At 62.9% G+C, this 15,539-nt stretch carries 13 protein-coding genes; 1 reads left to right on the forward strand and 12 read right to left on the reverse strand.

All coding sequences use genetic code 11. The features are described 5' to 3' along the window. Nucleotides 1-187: 187 nt before the first annotated feature. Entirely contained in the window at nt 188-2,095 is a 1,908-nt protein-coding gene (locus tag ACYQ8E_RS00965; protein ID WP_066726094.1) for an ABC-F family ATP-binding cassette domain-containing protein, read from the reverse strand. A gap of 160 nt (nt 2,096-2,255) precedes the next feature. Here ACYQ8E_RS00965 and ACYQ8E_RS00970 point away from each other — a divergent pair, with 160 nt between their 5' ends. Further along, nucleotides 2,256-2,396, forward strand: coding sequence for a hypothetical protein (locus tag ACYQ8E_RS00970; protein ID WP_157471816.1), 141 nt, complete (start codon nt 2,256-2,258; stop codon nt 2,394-2,396). 17 nt (nt 2,397-2,413) lie between these two features. Here the strand turns inward: ACYQ8E_RS00970 and ACYQ8E_RS00975 are convergent, their stop codons facing one another. The 11 genes from ACYQ8E_RS00975 to ACYQ8E_RS01025 form a co-directional block, all read right to left on the reverse strand. Continuing rightward, nucleotides 2,414-4,468 carry a putative bifunctional diguanylate cyclase/phosphodiesterase gene (locus ACYQ8E_RS00975; protein WP_066726091.1) on the reverse strand — a complete coding sequence of 685 codons (2,055 nt, stop codon included), beginning with the start codon at nt 4,466-4,468 and terminating at the stop codon, nt 2,414-2,416. 46 nt (nt 4,469-4,514) lie between these two features. Beyond that, nucleotides 4,515-4,991 (reverse strand): chemotaxis protein CheD, encoded by a 477-nt coding sequence (locus ACYQ8E_RS00980; RefSeq protein WP_066726083.1) that lies wholly within the window; start codon nt 4,989-4,991, stop codon nt 4,515-4,517. 35 nt (nt 4,992-5,026) lie between these two features. Then, nucleotides 5,027-5,905 carry a sensor histidine kinase gene (locus tag ACYQ8E_RS00985; RefSeq protein ID WP_066726080.1) on the reverse strand — a complete coding sequence of 293 codons (879 nt, stop codon included), beginning with the start codon at nt 5,903-5,905 and terminating at the stop codon, nt 5,027-5,029. Between the two features lie 25 nt (nt 5,906-5,930). Then, nucleotides 5,931-7,040, reverse strand: coding sequence for a protein-glutamate methylesterase/protein-glutamine glutaminase (locus ACYQ8E_RS00990; RefSeq protein WP_066726077.1), 1,110 nt, complete (start codon nt 7,038-7,040; stop codon nt 5,931-5,933). Between the two features lie 10 nt (nt 7,041-7,050). After that, nucleotides 7,051-7,938: a CheR family methyltransferase gene (locus ACYQ8E_RS00995; protein WP_157471814.1), complete on the reverse strand. Its 888-nt coding sequence runs from the start codon at nt 7,936-7,938 to the stop codon at nt 7,051-7,053. A gap of 3 nt (nt 7,939-7,941) precedes the next feature. Further along, complete coding sequence (locus tag ACYQ8E_RS01000) at nt 7,942-8,442, reverse strand: chemotaxis protein CheW (RefSeq protein ID WP_066726074.1); 501 nt, start codon at nt 8,440-8,442, stop codon at nt 7,942-7,944. Nucleotides 8,443-8,480: 38 nt separating this feature from the next. After that, nucleotides 8,481-10,568, reverse strand: a complete 2,088-nt coding sequence (locus ACYQ8E_RS01005; RefSeq protein ID WP_082820470.1) for a methyl-accepting chemotaxis protein — start codon at nt 10,566-10,568, stop codon at nt 8,481-8,483. A 79-nt stretch (nt 10,569-10,647) separates the two neighbouring features. Beyond that, the gene (locus ACYQ8E_RS01010) at nt 10,648-12,753 is read right to left on the reverse strand and encodes a chemotaxis protein CheA (protein ID WP_066726068.1); all 2,106 of its coding nucleotides are present in this window, start codon (nt 12,751-12,753) and stop codon (nt 10,648-10,650) included. Next, nucleotides 12,750-13,121, reverse strand: a complete 372-nt coding sequence (locus ACYQ8E_RS01015; protein WP_066726065.1) for a response regulator — start codon at nt 13,119-13,121, stop codon at nt 12,750-12,752. The genes ACYQ8E_RS01010 and ACYQ8E_RS01015 overlap by 4 nt, the downstream gene beginning before the upstream one ends. A gap of 208 nt (nt 13,122-13,329) precedes the next feature. Then, the gene (locus ACYQ8E_RS01020; RefSeq protein ID WP_157471812.1) at nt 13,330-13,677 is read right to left on the reverse strand and encodes an STAS domain-containing protein; all 348 of its coding nucleotides are present in this window, start codon (nt 13,675-13,677) and stop codon (nt 13,330-13,332) included. Between the two features lie 18 nt (nt 13,678-13,695). Further along, nucleotides 13,696-15,408, reverse strand: coding sequence for a methyl-accepting chemotaxis protein (locus tag ACYQ8E_RS01025; protein WP_066726059.1), 1,713 nt, complete (start codon nt 15,406-15,408; stop codon nt 13,696-13,698). Between the last annotated feature and the right edge of the window lie 131 nt (nt 15,409-15,539).

The following is a 15,539-nucleotide window of genomic DNA, read 5'->3' on the forward strand; positions in this document are numbered from 1 at the left end:
AAGTTTGCCACCGCCGGAGGTATCTCCAAGGCGGCGCAGGAATGAACCTTTTACGGGCGGGTCAGAACCCTTCAAGCGCCGTCTCCAGGCGGCCTGCAGGGGTTTTCCCGAATGCGAAATACTGCATACTGTATACGATTTCCCGAACCCTTGTCAACGGCCAAGTCGGGGAAAATTCGGTTCCGGGCTAGCCGCTCCTGCGCGCCTCCAACTCTTCCCAGCGCCGCATCAGGCCTTCGAGTTCGGCCTCGATCCCGGCGAGTTCCGCAGCCACCGCCGCCAGCGCCTGATGGTTACCGAGCTGCCCCGGATCGGCGAGGAGGAGTTCCAACTCCCGCTGCCGCTGTTCGGCGTTGGCAATCGCGCCCTCGACCTGCTCGAGTTCCTGCTTCTCCCGAAAGGAGAGCCCGGCCCGCCGCGGTCGCCCTTCCCGCACCTTTTCGACGACCGCAACCGGCGGCGGTGCGGCAGCGGGACCTTCGGCTTCTGCCTGCAACCGTTGAAAGTTAAGAAAATCCTGATAGTTCCCAGGATAGGCGACGACCTGCCGCCCCCCCTCGAAATGGAGAATGGCGGTGGCGACGCGATCGAGGAACCAGCGGTCATGGGTGACCAGCAGCAGGGAACCGGGGAATTCGACCAGCGCCCCTTCCAGCACCTGCAGGGTCGGGATATCGAGATCGTTGGTCGGTTCATCGAGGACCAGAAGGTTGGCCCCTTCAAGTATCAGTTTTGCCAGCAGCAGGCGCGCCCGTTCCCCCCCGGAGAGGGTGACGATGCGCTTTTTCTGCTCGGCGGGAGTGAAGAGAAAGTCCTCCAGGTAGCCAATCTTGTGCCGTTTCTGCCCACCCGGAAGCGTCACCCACTCCCCCTCGCCGAGCGCCTCGTGGACATACTCGCCGTCGTCGAGGCCGCTGCGCGCCTGATCGAGGTAGCCGATGCGACTCTTCTGGCCGAGCACCACCCGCCCGGTGCTGGGCGCCAGTTCGCCAAGAGCGACCCGCAGCAGGGTGGTCTTGCCGCAGCCGTTGGGACCGAGAATGCCGACCCGCTCGCCGCGGCGCAGGATAAAGGAGAGGTCGTCGACCAGCGGACGTCCGCCGATCGCCACCCCGAGGTGGTCGAAGTCGAGAACCGTGTTGCCGAGGCCCTGTTCGCTGGCGAAGGCGAGACCGAGATCACCGCGGGTCGGGGCGGCTTTCTGGGCCTGTAGTTCGGCGACCCGGTCCTTGCGTGCTTTCTGCTTGGTGGTGCGGGCCTTGGCGCCCCGCCGCAGCCAGGCTTCCTCCCGCCGCAGCAGGTTGAGGAGACGCTCCTGGCGGTGACCGGCCGATTCGAGCTGGGCCTGCTTCTGTTCCAGGTAGGCACCGTAGCCGCCACTGAAGAGCTGCAATTGGCCGGCCTCGACTTCGGCGATGCGGGTCACGACCCGGTCGAGGAAATAGCGGTCATGGGTGACCAGAATCACCGCGCCGGGATAGGCGAGCAATAATTCTTCGAGGGCAGCGACGGTATCGGCATCGAGGTGGTTGGTCGGTTCGTCGAGAAGGAGGAGTTCCGGTTCGGCGAGGAGCAGACCGGCCAGCGCCACCCGTTTGCGGTTGCCGCCGGAAAGGGTGCCGACGAGGCGCTCCAACTGGTCGAGACCGAGGCTGGCACAGACCCGTTCGACCTTGTGGTCGAGGTTCCAGGCCTGGTGCAGGTCGAGCCAGGCCTGGATCTGCTGCTGTTCGTCAAGAAGGGCCGGCGCTTCGCTCGCGGTGGCGCCGCCGAGCCGATCGGCAAGGACTGCGAGTCGGTCCAGGTGCCGCCGGGCATCGCCGAGACCGGCTTCGAGGGTCGTTCGGATCGATTGCTCCGGATCAAGCTCCGGCTCCTGGCTGAGATAACCGGCCACCAGGCCGCGCTTGCGCAGCAGCTGGCCGCCGTCGGCCTCCTCGAGACCGGCAAGGATGCGCAGCAGCGTCGATTTGCCACAGCCGTTACGCCCGATCAGGCCGAGCTTTTCGCCCTCGGCCACGGCCAGGTTGCACTGATCCAGAATGGTGCGGGCGCCATAACTTTTGTGCAGGTTCTGCAGATCAACGACATTCATGAAGACGGCCAGATTTCAGGATTCAGGTTGGAATACTTTGCGATCGCCCGACTCTTATACACCTCCCCGCGCCGAAAGCCAAGGCAGGGCTGCACAGGGTTGCGACACATTCTGTCACAGGCCCGGTTCACCCTGTAACCAACCAGGCGAGGAGGAGACCATGTTCGAATTCGTGATGTTGATCGGGTTGCTGGCGGCGGGGTTGAGCCAGTTGTTGCCGGACGGGGAAGAGGAGGATTCGCGGCCACGAAGGGCAGGGAAGAGCCTCCCTGTTCGCGCCGACCGCGGAAGAGCGTTTTAGCGGCCGGCATATCACTCTCAGGCGGAGAGCAGGCCGATGAAGGTTCCGACATTGACCGCCCGGCCGAAGAGAAAGCCCTGCATATAGCGGCAGCGGTTCTGCAGCAGGATTTCACGCTGGCTCTCGGTCTCGACCCCTTCGGCAATCAGTTCGATGTGCATGCGGGCAGCGAGGTCGATGATCGAGTTGACGACGACCTGGTTCCCCGCGTCACTTTCGAGCCCGGCGACAAAGGAGCGATCGATCTTCAGCCGATCGATAGGAAACTTTACCAGGTAGGAGAGGGACGAATAACCGGTGCCGAAATCGTCGATGGCGATCTTGACCCCGCGTACTTTCAGGTCGGTCAGGTTCTCCAAAGCCTGATCGAAATCACGGATCAGGATCCCTTCGGTGATTTCGATCTCCAGGGCTTCGGCCGGCAGTCCGGTCGCATCCAGGATACTTTCGATCATCTCCACCAGATCCGGCTGCTGAAATTGCCGTGGGGAAAGGTTGACTCCGATATGCAGGGGTTTGCCGAAATCGGTCCGCCAGCAGGCCGTCTGGCGGCAGGCGGTTTCCAGCACCCAGCGGCCAATGGCCAGAATCTGCCCGCTCTCCTCGGCCATGGGAATGAACTGGTCGGGAGAGACCAGCCCGAACTCCGGGTGATTCCAACGCAGCAGAGCCTCGGCACCGAGGATCTCCCCGGTGACACCATCGACCTGGGGCTGGTAATGGACCTCCAGTTGGCCCAACTCCAGCGCCCGGCGCAAACCGGCGTCGAGGGCAATCTGTTCGACGGCTCGAAAGTTCATCGCCGGAGCGTAAAACTGAAAAGTGCCGCGGCCCAGATCTTTGGCCCGATTGAGGGCCGATTCGGCATTACGCAGCAGGGTATTGCTGTCCCGGCCGTCGGCGGGGAAGAGGGCGATGCCGCTGCTGGCGGAGAGGAAGACTTCCCGCTCCTCCACCAACAACGGCTGGTCGAAACTGAGCAGAACCTTTTCGATGACCTTGGCGGCGTCCTCGGCTTTGCGCAACCCGGGGAAGAGGAGCAAGAAACGGTCGGCCCCGAAACGCGCTATGGAATCGTCGGGACGCAGACAGAGGGACAGGCGGCGGGCGACCTCCTGCAACAGCGAATCGCCAGCAGCATGCCCGAGGCTGCCATTGACGTGCTTGAATTTGTCGAGACCGAACTGAACCACCGCCACTTGCTGGTCGAGACGTCCGGCATGGACCAGGGCCAGCCGCAGGCGGTCGTCGAAGAGTTGCCGGTTGGGGAGGCCCGTGAGGGGGTCGTGGTAGGTCAGATAGTTGATGGAGCGTTCGGCCTGGCTGCGTCGTTCCTCGCTCTGTTCGGCGAGCTTCCGTTGCCGGCGCAGAATCCAGAACCCGAGCAGCAGGGCCCCTATACCTTCGAGCCAGAGCAGCAGATAGCGCGAGACCAACGCCTGCTGGTGGGCGGCAACGGCGAGCCGCAGCGGCGTTAAGGGGACCAGCAGGCTGATGCCGGCCTGCACCGGTTTCCCGGCGGAATCCTGTCTGGGATGACACTCCTGGCAGTGCCCCGCAAACTGTAATGGGCGCATCACCCGCAGGAACTCCTCCGTTTGTTGCCGTTCGAGGCTGCTCACTTCCGCTTCTCCGGCGCGGAGTTTTTCCAGGGCCTGAACGTCCCAGGCATCGGGCGCCTGACCGGAATCCGGCGACCGAGTGCTGACCAAATGCCCGCCACCATAGCGCCGGGCGTCGAGTTCGTCGTCCGGCAAGGTTTTGCAGACAGGATTAAGCAGCGTCAAGATCTTGCCGCTGGGGGTGGTTACATCCCGTTCCGGCAGCCGGGCAAGCCGTAGATCGGGCTGGATCTCGGCGCTGACCGGGACGTAGACCCCCCCCTGGCGGGCACTCCATTGCAGAGCAAGAACCTCGCGCCGCATGAGGGCGTCGGCCTCGATCCTTGCGTTGGCGACGACCTGGCTATCCTCCTCGTTCAGGTGGAGGACGGTCCCGCCGACCATCGCCAGGGTCCAGAACAGAGCCAGGCCCGCCAGATAGTATTTGAGGTTCAGAAAAGGACTGCGCATTTGCTTCGGATGCTCCCCCACGCATGAAACAAAATCCCGGCGTTGGTCAGGCCGCCGGTTGCAACTGGCCGCGATGGCGGCGCAACAGGACCTCCCCGGTACCGTTGTTGAAGACAATTTTACGCCCCTGCATGCCACCGACATCCTTGCCGAGAATCGGAATCCGCAACTCCTCCAGAAGATGGAGGGCCAGGGAGATGTTGCGCTCCCCGACCGCCAGCAGACCTTCATTCGACTTCCACATTGAGGCTCCACCGAAAATCTTTGCCTGCAACCGTTCCCGTCGCGCCCCGAACTCGATCAGACGCTCGACCAGGCGCGGGATCGCCACGCTGCCGTAGCGGGGGGTCGGCAACCCTTCCCCGTTCCAGAGCGGCAGCAGGTAGTGGTTGATGCCGCCCATCGCCTGCTGGGGGTCCCAGAGGCAGACCGCCACGCAGGAACCGAGCACCGTGGTCACCAGGTGCGGTTCGGGGTGAACAAAGAGTGCCCCGGGATAAAGATAGTGGGATTTCAATTCCACAGACGCCCCTCGACGCCGGCAGGCAACCTGCCAGCTCAGAAGATTTCGGGTTCGTCGAACATGAAGAGGTTGCCGGCGGTGGCATGATCGGTCACCTCGGCGCCGACCGCCGGCGCCGGCAGGACCAGGGTCAGCAGGCAACCTTCACCAGGGGTGCTTTCCAGGGTCAGGCTGCCGCTCAGGACCTGGGCCAGGCTGCGGGCGATGCTCAAACCGAGGCCATGGCCCCGGTGCTGCTTGGTGGTGCCGGTGTCGAGCTGGCAGAACCGGTCGAAAACGCGATCCTGATCTTCAGGTGCGATCCCGGGACCGGCATCGGCAACGACAACCTGCAACGCCTCACCGCTGACCTCGGCGAAGAGACCGACGGCACTGTTGGGAGGGCTGAAATCGACCGCGTTGGCGAGCAGATTGCCGACGATCAGGGAAAGTTTCTGCTGATCACTGACAAACTGGAGGTCGTCCGCCACCTGGAGGTTGATGGCCACTCCCTTTTCCCGGCAGCGGAATTCGATGCGGTCGCACAGGCTCTTCAAGACCCCGCTGACATCGACCTGCGCCCACTCCGGGAGCGCTTCGCCCGATTCAAGCTCTGCCGCCATGAAAATATTTTGCAGCTGGGCGTCGAGGCCGTGGGCTTCGGCATAGATCATTTCGGCAAAATCGGTCGCCCTGTCCCCCGCCTTGCCCGCCGCAAGCTGTCCCGCCAGGCCGATGATCGACGTCAGGGGATTGTTGATTTCGTTACGGATATTGGAGAGGAATTGACTCTTCAGCGACTCCGATTGCTGCAACCGGTGGTTGACCTCTTCGAGCTTGCGGGTCATAACCGTCAGGTCGTTGAAGGCCTGGCGGTCGGCATCCAGGCGCTGGCGCAGGGCGCTGAGCAGTTCCTCGTCGCTCCACTTCTTCATTGGCAACTCCCGTTGGGGTGACTTCTCACCCTTCGTGATAAAGCTTCATCAGGGCCCCGGCAATCTCCGGCAGGGGAAGGACCCGCTCAGCGGCGCCGAGCCGGATCGCTTCCCCGGGCATCCCGAAGACGATACTGGTCGCTTCGTCCTGGACCAGGGTCCGCGCCCCGGCCTGCCGCAGTTCGAGCAGACTGCGGGCGCCGTCATCGCCCATGCCGGTCAACAGGATGCCGATGGCGTTGGCGCCGGCATAGCGGGCCGCGGCCCGAAACAGGACATCGACGGAGGGGCGATGGCGACAGACCAGCGGCCCGTCCTTGACCTCGACATAGTAGCGGGCGCCGCTGCGCTTGAGCAGGACGTGGCGGTTGCCAGGGGCGATCAGCGCCCGACCGGGAATGACGCTGTCCCCATCGGCAGCCTCCTTGACCTCGACCCGGCAGATGCCATCGAGGCGCCGGGCAAAGGCCGCGGTGAATTCCTGGGGCATGTGCTGGACCACAACCATCCCCGGCGCATCATGGGGGAGGGTCTCGAGGATCACCCGCAAGGCTTCAGTGCCACCGGTGGAGGCGCCTATCACCACCACCTTTTCGGTGGTCTTGAGCACGCCCCCCGGCGCGCGCGCCGGCAGAACCGCATCGGCGGTCAGCTTGGGCTGAACCAGCCGCTGCAGGGCACTCAAGGGGCGGAGCCGGGCGACCGCCGCCGCCTTCACCGCATCCCGGATCAGCACCCCCGACTCTTCGAGAAATTGGCGCGCCCCGAGCCGCGGCTTGTTGATAATCTCCACCGCCCCGTACTGCAGGGCCCGCAGGGTGGCGTCCGCCCCCTTTTCGGTGAGGCTGGAACAGATCACCACCGGGATCGGGTGCTGATTCATCAGCTTCTGCAGGAAGGTCAGGCCGTCCATCCGTGGCATCTCGATGTCGAGGGTGATGACGTCCGGGATCTCCTTGCGAATCTTCTCCGCCGCCAGGTAGGGGTCGGCGGCGGTACCGATCACCTGCAATTGCGGATCGGCCGAGAGAATCGCGGTCAGCGTCTGCCGCACCACCGACGAATCGTCGACGATCAGGACCCGGATCGGGTCGCTGGCAGGTTTGGTCCTTGCTGGGGACGGCAAAATCGGCATAATCCAGACCTTAATTGCGCCGGTAGATCGACGGTGCCAGCTGCACCAGGGGGAGTCCCAGACCGTGCAGGCTCTCGCTGTGGCCGAGGAAGAGGAGCCGCCCGGCGGGCAACAGGCGGCAGAAACGCTGCAACAGGGCCAGTTGGGTCGGGCGGTCGAAATAGATCATGACATTGCGGCAGAAAATCATGTCGAGAGGGTCACGGATCCCCCAATCATCATCCATGAAGTTCAGGCGCCGGAAGCTGACCCGCCTGCGCAACGCCGGCGCAATCCGCACCTGCCGGCGCTCGCGTTCCTTGCTGCGCAGCAGATACCTGCGCCGCAGCTCGACGGGGACCGGGACTATCTTTTCTTCCGCGTAGATCCCGAGCTGGGCCCGCTCCAGCACCCGGGTCGAGATATCGGTGGCAAGGATCGAAAATTCATAGGTGCCGACGCGCTGCTGGTACTCGCTGAGGACCATGGCGAGGGTGTAGGGTTCCTCACCGGTGGAACACCCGGCACTCCAGACCCGCAGCGGCCTTTCGCTGCCGGCGCCGAACTGCCGCGAGAGATCATCCAGCCCCTGCGCCAGCAGGAATTCGAAGTGGTTCTGCTCGCGAAAGAAGTCCGTCTTGTTGGTGGTCACCTCGTCGATCAGCGGCACCAGCTCTTCGAGGTGCCCCTCGGCACTGAAGACATAGTCCGCGTAATCGGCAAAGGTGTCGATACCGAGCTGGCGCAGCCGCTTGCGCAGCCGCGCCTCGAGCATGTTCTTCTTGTGGGGCTGCAGGTTGATGCCGCACTTGGTGTAGATCATGCGGCTGAAGCGTTCGAAGTCACGATCGGAAAAGGTCTTCATCCGCTTGCGTTCCGCGATCCATTCGGCGATGGCCTCTCCCCCCGCTCGCTCCATCCCCTACTCCACCGTTTCCGCCTCTTCGCTCGCCGCCTGGACCAGCGCCAGTTCGTCGGCAGAGAAGACCCGGTCGATATCGAGCAGCATCACGAAATGATCGTCGATGCCGGCCATCCCCTTGAGAAATTCGGTCTTCAGCCGGGTGCCGATCCGGGGTGGCGGCTCGATGTGGTCGCTGCCGATTTCGAGCACCTCCCGCACCGAATCGACCAGGGCGCCGACGGTGAGCAAATCGCCATCGACGACGATATCCATGACGATGATGCAGGTGTTGACGGTGCGTTCGGTGGCCGCCATGCCGAACTTGAGGCGCAGGTCGATCACCGGCACCACGCTGCTGCGCAGGTTGATGACCCCGATCATGAAGCGCGGGGTCTGCGGCACCCGGGTTACGGTGGTGAAATCGAGGACCTCTCGGGCCTTGGTGACGTCGACGGCAAAGACTTCGTCACCGAGGGAAAAGGTCAGATATTGCAAACTGGTCGTCGCTGCACCAGACATAGTCGCTCCTTTGGCAAGGGGTTGCCGGATCGGGACTCTCAGAACCGCTCGAATTCGTCGTCAAGGGCGTCCCCGTCGCTGCCGAGATCAAGGGCGATCCCTTTGACCCGTTTCTTCTCCTCCGGGCGCAGGTACTGGGCCTTCCCCGCGCCCGCCTTGCCGGCGAGGTGGGCGATCTGGGCCTTGACCTTCCCCTTGCCGCCGGCCGACGCATCCTTGTGGACTCGCATCTTGCCACCGCCGGCGACCTGGAAGAAGGCGATCATCTCCTGCAACTGCTCGGCCTGGCTCGAGAGCTCTTCGGCGGTGGAGGCCATCTCCTCGGAGGCCGAGGCGTTCTGCTGGATGACGAGGTCGAGCTGCTGGATCGCTTTGTTGATCTGCTCGGCACCCGAGTCCTGTTCCTTGCTGGCGGCGCTGATCTCCTGCACCAACTCGGCGGTCTTCTGGATATTGGGAACAATGACGTCAAGGAGGCTGGCCGCCTTCTCCGCCACCTCGACGCTGGAGACCGAGAGGGTGCTGATTTCGCCGGCCGCGACCTGGCTGCGTTCGGCCAGCTTGCGGACCTCGGCGGCGACCACCGCGAACCCCTTGCCGTGCTCGCCGGCGCGGGCGGCCTCGATCGCCGCATTGAGGGCAAGCAGGTTGGTCTGGCGGGCGATCTCCTCGATGATCATGATCTTGTTGGCGATCTCCTTCATCGCCATGGTCGTCTCGGCCACCGCGGCGCCGCCATCACGGGCATCCTGGGCGGCCTTGATGGCGATCTTCTCGGTCTGCAAGGCGTTGTCGGCGTTCTGGCGGATATTGGCGGTCATCTGTTCGATGGAGCTGGAGGCCTCTTCGGCGGCCGCGGCCTGCTCCGACGCCCCTTGGGACATCTCTTCGGAGGCGGCGCTCATCGCCTGGCTCCCCGATGAGACGTTGTCGGTGGAGGCGCTGACCTGGCCAAGGACATCGTTGAGAATCTGCACCATGTTCTTCAGGGCGGTTCCGAGCTGGTCCTTCTCTGAGGCGAGTTCGACCTCGACGGTCAGATTCCCCTTGGCGATCTCCTCGGCGACATCGGCCTGGCGTGCCAGACTGTCGGCCATGTTGTCGAGGGAGACCGAGAGCTGACCGATCTCGTCGGCTCGCTGCAGATTGAGGCGGGTACTGAAATCCCCCTTGGCGATCTCCTCGGCGAGGGCGACCCCTTTGGCGATCGGCTTGGAGATGGAGCGGGCGAAGAAGAAGGCGAAGATAAAGGCTGTCAGAGCGCTGAGGATGCTCACAGCCCAGACCAGCAGGATCGAGTTGCTGGCGGAGAGGGAGATCGCCTCCGAGGTCTTGTCGGCGTAGTCACCGGCAGCGACATCGTTGGCTTCGGACAATTCCAGGATCTGGTTGGCCAGGATCTCCATTGACGCGAGCTGGTTATCGAGCTCGACATCGCTGGCTACCAGCTTGTCGAACCCCATCAGGTAGGTATTGAGCAGTCCTTCGAGTTCGCCCTTCTGTCCGGCGCCGAGGGTCGAGGCGGCGAGCCGCTGGTTCAAGGCGCTCCCGACATTGTGAACCCCATCCACGTACTTGCTGTCCCCCCGCAGCATGAAGTCCTTCTCGTGGCGCCGCATCTGCAGGTAGAGCACCGTCAGTTCGGTCTTGTCGGCCTTCTTGAACGCCGCCTCCAGGGCGTGGGCGGCGTTGCGGAACTCCCCCTGGACGCCGTCATTTTCAGTGAGTCCCCGGAACTGGGTGGTCTTGATGAACTTGTCCAGGTTCTCTTCGTAGCGGGAAAGAACCTTGGCCGACTCGTCGACCTGGTTCTGCGCCTCGGTTCCCATCCCCCTTACCACCTGTTTGAGGTCGACCAGATCCTTTTCGGTGGTTTTTAACCACTCCTTGGCCTTCTCGGCATAGGCGAGCTCGTTGGTCTCATGAAAGTTTTTCTGGTTGCGCAGGGCGCGCAACAGGTCGACCTGGGTCTGCATGGCGGCATCGACCGCGTGATAGGCCGTGCCAACATCGTCCTGGTAACCCCGATTCACAGAACGCAGCTGCAGGATCGCCGTTGCCGACACGACCACCAGCAGCGCCACGACCAGTCCGAATCCTAGTCCCAATTTCGCAGCAATTTTCATCTTTCCCTCCCTGTAGGTACTGACATTGGCAAATTCTTCCGCAAGGTTTTTGGCCACCCATGGATATCGGCCGGTCGATTCAACCAACCCGTTCCAGCTGTTCCTTCTCCCGCGCCTCGGCAAACTCGCTCAGCGCCGGCAGATCGGCGATCAATGCCACCCGCCCGTCACCGAGGATCGTCGCGCCGGAGATGCCGCGCACCTCCTTGTAGAGTCGACCGAGGTTCTTGATCACGGTCTGGTGTTCGCCGACCACGTAATCGACGACGAAGCCGATGCGTTGCCCGTCGAGGTCGGCAATGACGATCTGCTGGATCGCCGGCACCTCGCCATGAATATTGAAGTGTTCGCGCAGATCGACGTAGGGGACGAGCTCACCCCGCACCGTCGCCATGTTGCGGCGCCGCTCCTTGCCGGCGGCGGCGCGGTGCAGTTCGACGCATTCCTCGACCATCGCCATCGGGAAGACGTAGGACTCGCCGCTGATGTTGACCAGCAGGCCGTCGATGATCGCCAGGGTGAGCGGCAGGCGGATGGTGAAGGTGGTGCCGAGACCCGGCCGGCTGCTCAGTTCGACGCTGCCGCGCAGCCCTTCGATCGCCTGGCGCACCGCATCCATGCCGACGCCGCGCCCGGAAACACTGGTCACCTTCCCGGCGGTGGAGAAACCGGGGGTGGCGATGAGCGTAAAGAACTCCCGGTCGCCGTATTCACCGCTCTCGCTCCAGAGCCCCTGCTCCACCGCCCGCCGCCGGATCGCCTCACGATCGAGACCGGCGCCGTCGTCGCGGACCTCGATCAGTACGTAGGCCCCGGCATGGGTGGCGCTCAGGGTAACCGTCCCCTGGGCCGGCTTGCCGGCCGCCAGCCGGCGCTCCGGACTTTCGATACCATGGTCGATGGCGTTGCGCAGCAGGTGAACCAGGGGATCGTCGAGGCGCTCGATCACCGTTTTGTCGAGCTCGGTCTCGGCGCCCGCGGTGACCAGAGCCACATCCTTGCCGAGCTCCCGCGCCAGATCCCGCGCCAGGCGCTGGAACTTGCCGAAGGTGCTGCCGATGGGAAGCATGCGGATATTGAGAATCTGGTCGCGCAGATCCCAGGTCAGGCGCTCCACCTCTTCGCCGATGCTGACCAGCGCCGGATCATCGTTGTGTGCCACGAACTGGCTGAGCCGGGCCTGAACCGTCACCAGCTCACCGACCAGGTTGACCAGCTGGTCGAGCTTTTCCGAGTTGACCCGCAGGCTGCTCTGGGAGCTACTGCCATGCCGTTTGCGACGCAGCTCCTGGACCCGCTGCTGTTCGGCGAGGGCCGAATCGACACGGCCACTGTCGACCATGCCGGCTGCCACCAGGCTTTCGCCGAGCCGCTTGCGTTCCTGCAGGATCTGCTCGAGTTCGGCGGGCTGCAGATCACCGCGCTCGACGAGGATTTCACCCAGGCGCTTGTACTCGGAAGCATTCTCCGGCCAGCCGTCTTCGTCGATCAGGGTGATCGAAAGGCGACAGCCATCTTCGATGAAGATGAAGATGTCGCGGATGGAATCGACGCTGGCATCGGTGGTGAGAATCAGGTCCCAGAAGAGATAGCAGCGCTGGGGATCGAGGGCATCGAGGTTGGGAACCTCCCCGGTCTGCACCACGGCGAGGCAGTCGCCGAGAGCGTAAAGTTCGCGCAGGAAACCGAGGGGGTTGAGGCCGCGCTGGAAGATGTCGGCCGGGGGATAAAAGCGAATCCGGTAGGTTCGGGTAGTGCCGTCCACCCTCCCGGCGGAAACCGGGCGCGCGGCGGTGGTCGCCTCGCCGAGGCGGCTGCAGAAGCTGCGGATACGGCCGAGCAGGGGTGCCAGCTCCGGTTGCTCCTGCTCCTCGCCGGCGGCAATGGCGACCAGGACCTTGAGATGATCGAGGGCGAGCAGGGCGAGGTCGATCAGTTCGGTGCTGACACTGCAGCGGGCGGCGCGCACCAGCTCGAAGAGGGCTTCCATCTCGTGGGCAACGGCGGCGATCGCCTCGAAACCGAACATCGCCCCCGACCCCTTGAGGGTATGCAGCGCCCGGAAGAGGGTGGCGACCTGCTCGGGATCGTCCGGCGCCTCTTCGAGAGCGAGGAGTCCGCGTTCCACCTCCTCCAGCAGCTCGCGGGCCTCGTCGATAAAGACCCCGCTCTGTGCCCCTTTCATACCAGGACCATGCGCACCAGACCGAGGAGCTGTTCCGGTTTGAAGGGTTTGGTCAGCCAGGCCGATGCCCCGGCGGCCTTCCCCTGGCGACGCTTTTCTTCCTGCGATTCGGTGGTCAGCATCACCACCGGGATAAAACGACAGCCCGGAATCTTGCGGAACCTCTCGATCAGATTGATGCCGTCCATGCGGGGCATGTTGAGGTCGGTAATCATCATGTCGACCCCATCCTGCTGCCCGCCCAGCTTGGTCAGGGCGTCTTCCCCATCCTCGGCTTCGAGGACGTCATACCCTTCATTGTTCAGGGTCGCGGCTATCAATGCCCGAATGCTTGCCGAATCTTCTACGATCATGATTTTCTTGCTCATGGTCTCCTCTTGTTTCTCCTCCCATTACGGGAAGGGGTTCAGGATGGGTCCTGGTCTCGCTGCAAGGTTTCGAAAATCCTCTCGACATTGCCGATGGCCTGGTCGATTTTATCCTGGAGGTCCAGGATGGCGTGGGACAGATTGTCATTCTGCTCCTGCAATCGGCGATGGCCTTGAACCTCAGCAGAAGGATGTCGTCTCGATTGGCTCACGTCCAACGGTCCTCCCGCCAGAGGCACTCCCCATCGGTACTACAGGAGCAGGGCACATGGCGGAGAAAACCCGATTCGTGCAAAAATTTGCAGGCTTCCCCCGGCTGCTGCCATTCCACCGCCAGAGTCCGCTTTGCAGCCACGGCGGTACGATGGGCGGCGCAGAGAAGTTGCAGCAAGGGAATGCCCGGATCTCCGCTGCCAATGGAAAGGACCACCGGAGCCGAGCCGGCGAGGGCACCACGCAATGCTTCAAAAAGGCCCGTCAGACCCTCCAGATCGATCTTCCCTGCGACACTCAGTTGCACCCTATTGTCTTCCAGGTTGCTTATCGACTCCGGCATGGTCTCCCCGTTCATTCTCTAAACCGCCCCGGCCAAACTCTGGGGCTCCATTTCGGGTATCGGCAGCACTCCCGGTTGAAGGCGCTGCTGGGTGCAGGTCGGAGACAGGCCGGAAGCGGTCTGCACCGACGTTTTGGTGCGCAACATCGCCACCGCCTGCTGCAGGGTGTCCGCCTGACTGGCCAATTCTTCGGCGGTGGTCGCCATCTCCTCGGAAGCACCGGCATTCTGCTGGATGACCTGATCGAGTTGCTGGATCGCCCGGCTGACCTGGTCGGCCCCCAGTTCCTGTTCCCGGCTGGCAGTGCTGATCTCCTGCACCAGTTCGGCAGTCTTCTGAATCGCGGGGACCACCGATTTCAGCAGGTTCCCAGCTTTCTCGGCTACATCGATGCTGGAAGCGGACAAGGTGCCGATATCGCGGGCCGCCAACTGGCTCCGTTCGGCCAGCTTACGCACCTCGGCGGCGACCACGGCAAACCCTTGGCCGTACTCGCCGGCCCGCGCTGCTTCAATGGCGGCATTGAGGGCCAACAGATTGGTCTGCCGGGCAATCTCCTCGATAATCATGATCTTGCCGGCGATTTCCTTCATTGCAGTCGTCGTTTCGGCAACTGCCACCCCCCCCTCGCCAGCATTCCGGGAGGCCTGGATGGCGAGGATTTCGGTCTCTCGGGCGTGTTCGGCGTTCTGGCGAATATTGGCGGCCATCTGCTCAATGGAAGAGGAAGCTTCCTCGGCGGCGGCGGCCTGCTCGGTGGCCCCGGAAGAAAGATCGGAAGAGGAGGAGGACAAGACCTGACTCCCCCTGGCGACCTGCTCCGCGACCAAGCGAATCTCGTCAACCAGATCACCGAGGCGTGCGTTGGTCAGTGCCAGGGGCTTGCGGGCCACCCCGCGAACGGCAAAGGTAAAGTCCCCCTTGGCCAGGCACTGGAATGCGGCAACGATTTCGTTTTTGAGGTTTTCGGCAAAACCATCGACTGCCTCGGCCATGCGACCCACCTCGTCCCGCCGGGAAAAGCCGAGCCGCACATCGAGGTTGCCGTGATTCAATTCACCGAGCATATCGATCACCTGCTGCAAAGGGCTGGAAATGCTGCGCGCCACCAGGAAGACCAGGACCAGAACCGAGAGAATTACCCCTGCGGTAACGGCACAGGTGATGCGGAAGACTTGTCCCAGAACGGCTTCCACATCATCGACGTAGAGACCAGCACCGATGATCCAACCCCATTCGGGGAGAACTTTGACATAGGAAAATTTCGGCACCGGCCGACCTACTCCGGGCTTGGGCCAGGAGTATTCTACAAACCCCTCGCCCTGCCGGTTGGCGACCTCGACCATCTGGACAAAAAGAGCATTCCCTAACGGATCGCAATATCCGGAAAGATCGGTTCCGTCCAGTTCGGGTCGCATGGGATGCATGATCATCCGCGGTTCAAGATCGTTGATCCAGAAGTAGTTGTCACCGTCGAAACGGGCCGCCTTCAGCGACGCACGCACCGCCTGCTGCGCCTCCGCCTGACTCAGATTTCCGGCCTTGGCCTGGTTGACGAAGTACTCCGCCCCATTCCAGGCGGCCTCGACAGTGTGGCGAATTTCTTCCTGTTTGCTGTGGAAGAGATTGTCCCGCAACTGGGTATAGACCCAGCCGATGGTCAAGGTGAAAATCAGAATGATAGCCACGCTCAAAAGATAGATCTTATGGGCCAGCTTCAGGTCCTTCATAATTGATCTCCTATCATTGCATGCCCCCGACCATCACATTCTTCATCAGGAGGTTTCGAGCTGCGACAGATCAAGATCTGTCCGATTGGAGTTTTGTCGTTAGCGTTGTGCTAATTAGTCACCCCTCATAT

Source organism: Desulfuromonas carbonis (assembly GCF_054658035.1).

Coding starts and splice junctions, on each gene's coding strand:
- ACYQ8E_RS00965 (WP_066726094.1), bottom strand. CDS start 2,095: ATGAATGTCGTTGATCTGCAGAACCTGCACAAAAGTTATGGCGCCCGC.
- ACYQ8E_RS00970 (WP_157471816.1), top strand. CDS start 2,256: ATGTTCGAATTCGTGATGTTGATCGGGTTGCTGGCGGCGGGGTTGAGC.
- ACYQ8E_RS00975 (WP_066726091.1), bottom strand. CDS start 4,468: ATGCGCAGTCCTTTTCTGAACCTCAAATACTATCTGGCGGGCCTGGCT.
- ACYQ8E_RS00985 (WP_066726080.1), bottom strand. CDS start 5,905: ATGAAGAAGTGGAGCGACGAGGAACTGCTCAGCGCCCTGCGCCAGCGC.
- ACYQ8E_RS00990 (WP_066726077.1), bottom strand. CDS start 7,040: ATGCCGATTTTGCCGTCCCCAGCAAGGACCAAACCTGCCAGCGACCCG.
- ACYQ8E_RS00995 (WP_157471814.1), bottom strand. CDS start 7,938: ATGGAGCGAGCGGGGGGAGAGGCCATCGCCGAATGGATCGCGGAACGC.
- ACYQ8E_RS01000 (WP_066726074.1), bottom strand. CDS start 8,442: ATGTCTGGTGCAGCGACGACCAGTTTGCAATATCTGACCTTTTCCCTC.
- ACYQ8E_RS01005 (WP_082820470.1), bottom strand. CDS start 10,568: ATGAAAATTGCTGCGAAATTGGGACTAGGATTCGGACTGGTCGTGGCG.
- ACYQ8E_RS01010 (WP_066726068.1), bottom strand. CDS start 12,753: ATGAAAGGGGCACAGAGCGGGGTCTTTATCGACGAGGCCCGCGAGCTG.
- ACYQ8E_RS01015 (WP_066726065.1), bottom strand. CDS start 13,121: ATGAGCAAGAAAATCATGATCGTAGAAGATTCGGCAAGCATTCGGGCA.
- ACYQ8E_RS01020 (WP_157471812.1), bottom strand. CDS start 13,677: ATGCCGGAGTCGATAAGCAACCTGGAAGACAATAGGGTGCAACTGAGT.
- ACYQ8E_RS01025 (WP_066726059.1), bottom strand. CDS start 15,408: ATGAAGGACCTGAAGCTGGCCCATAAGATCTATCTTTTGAGCGTGGCT.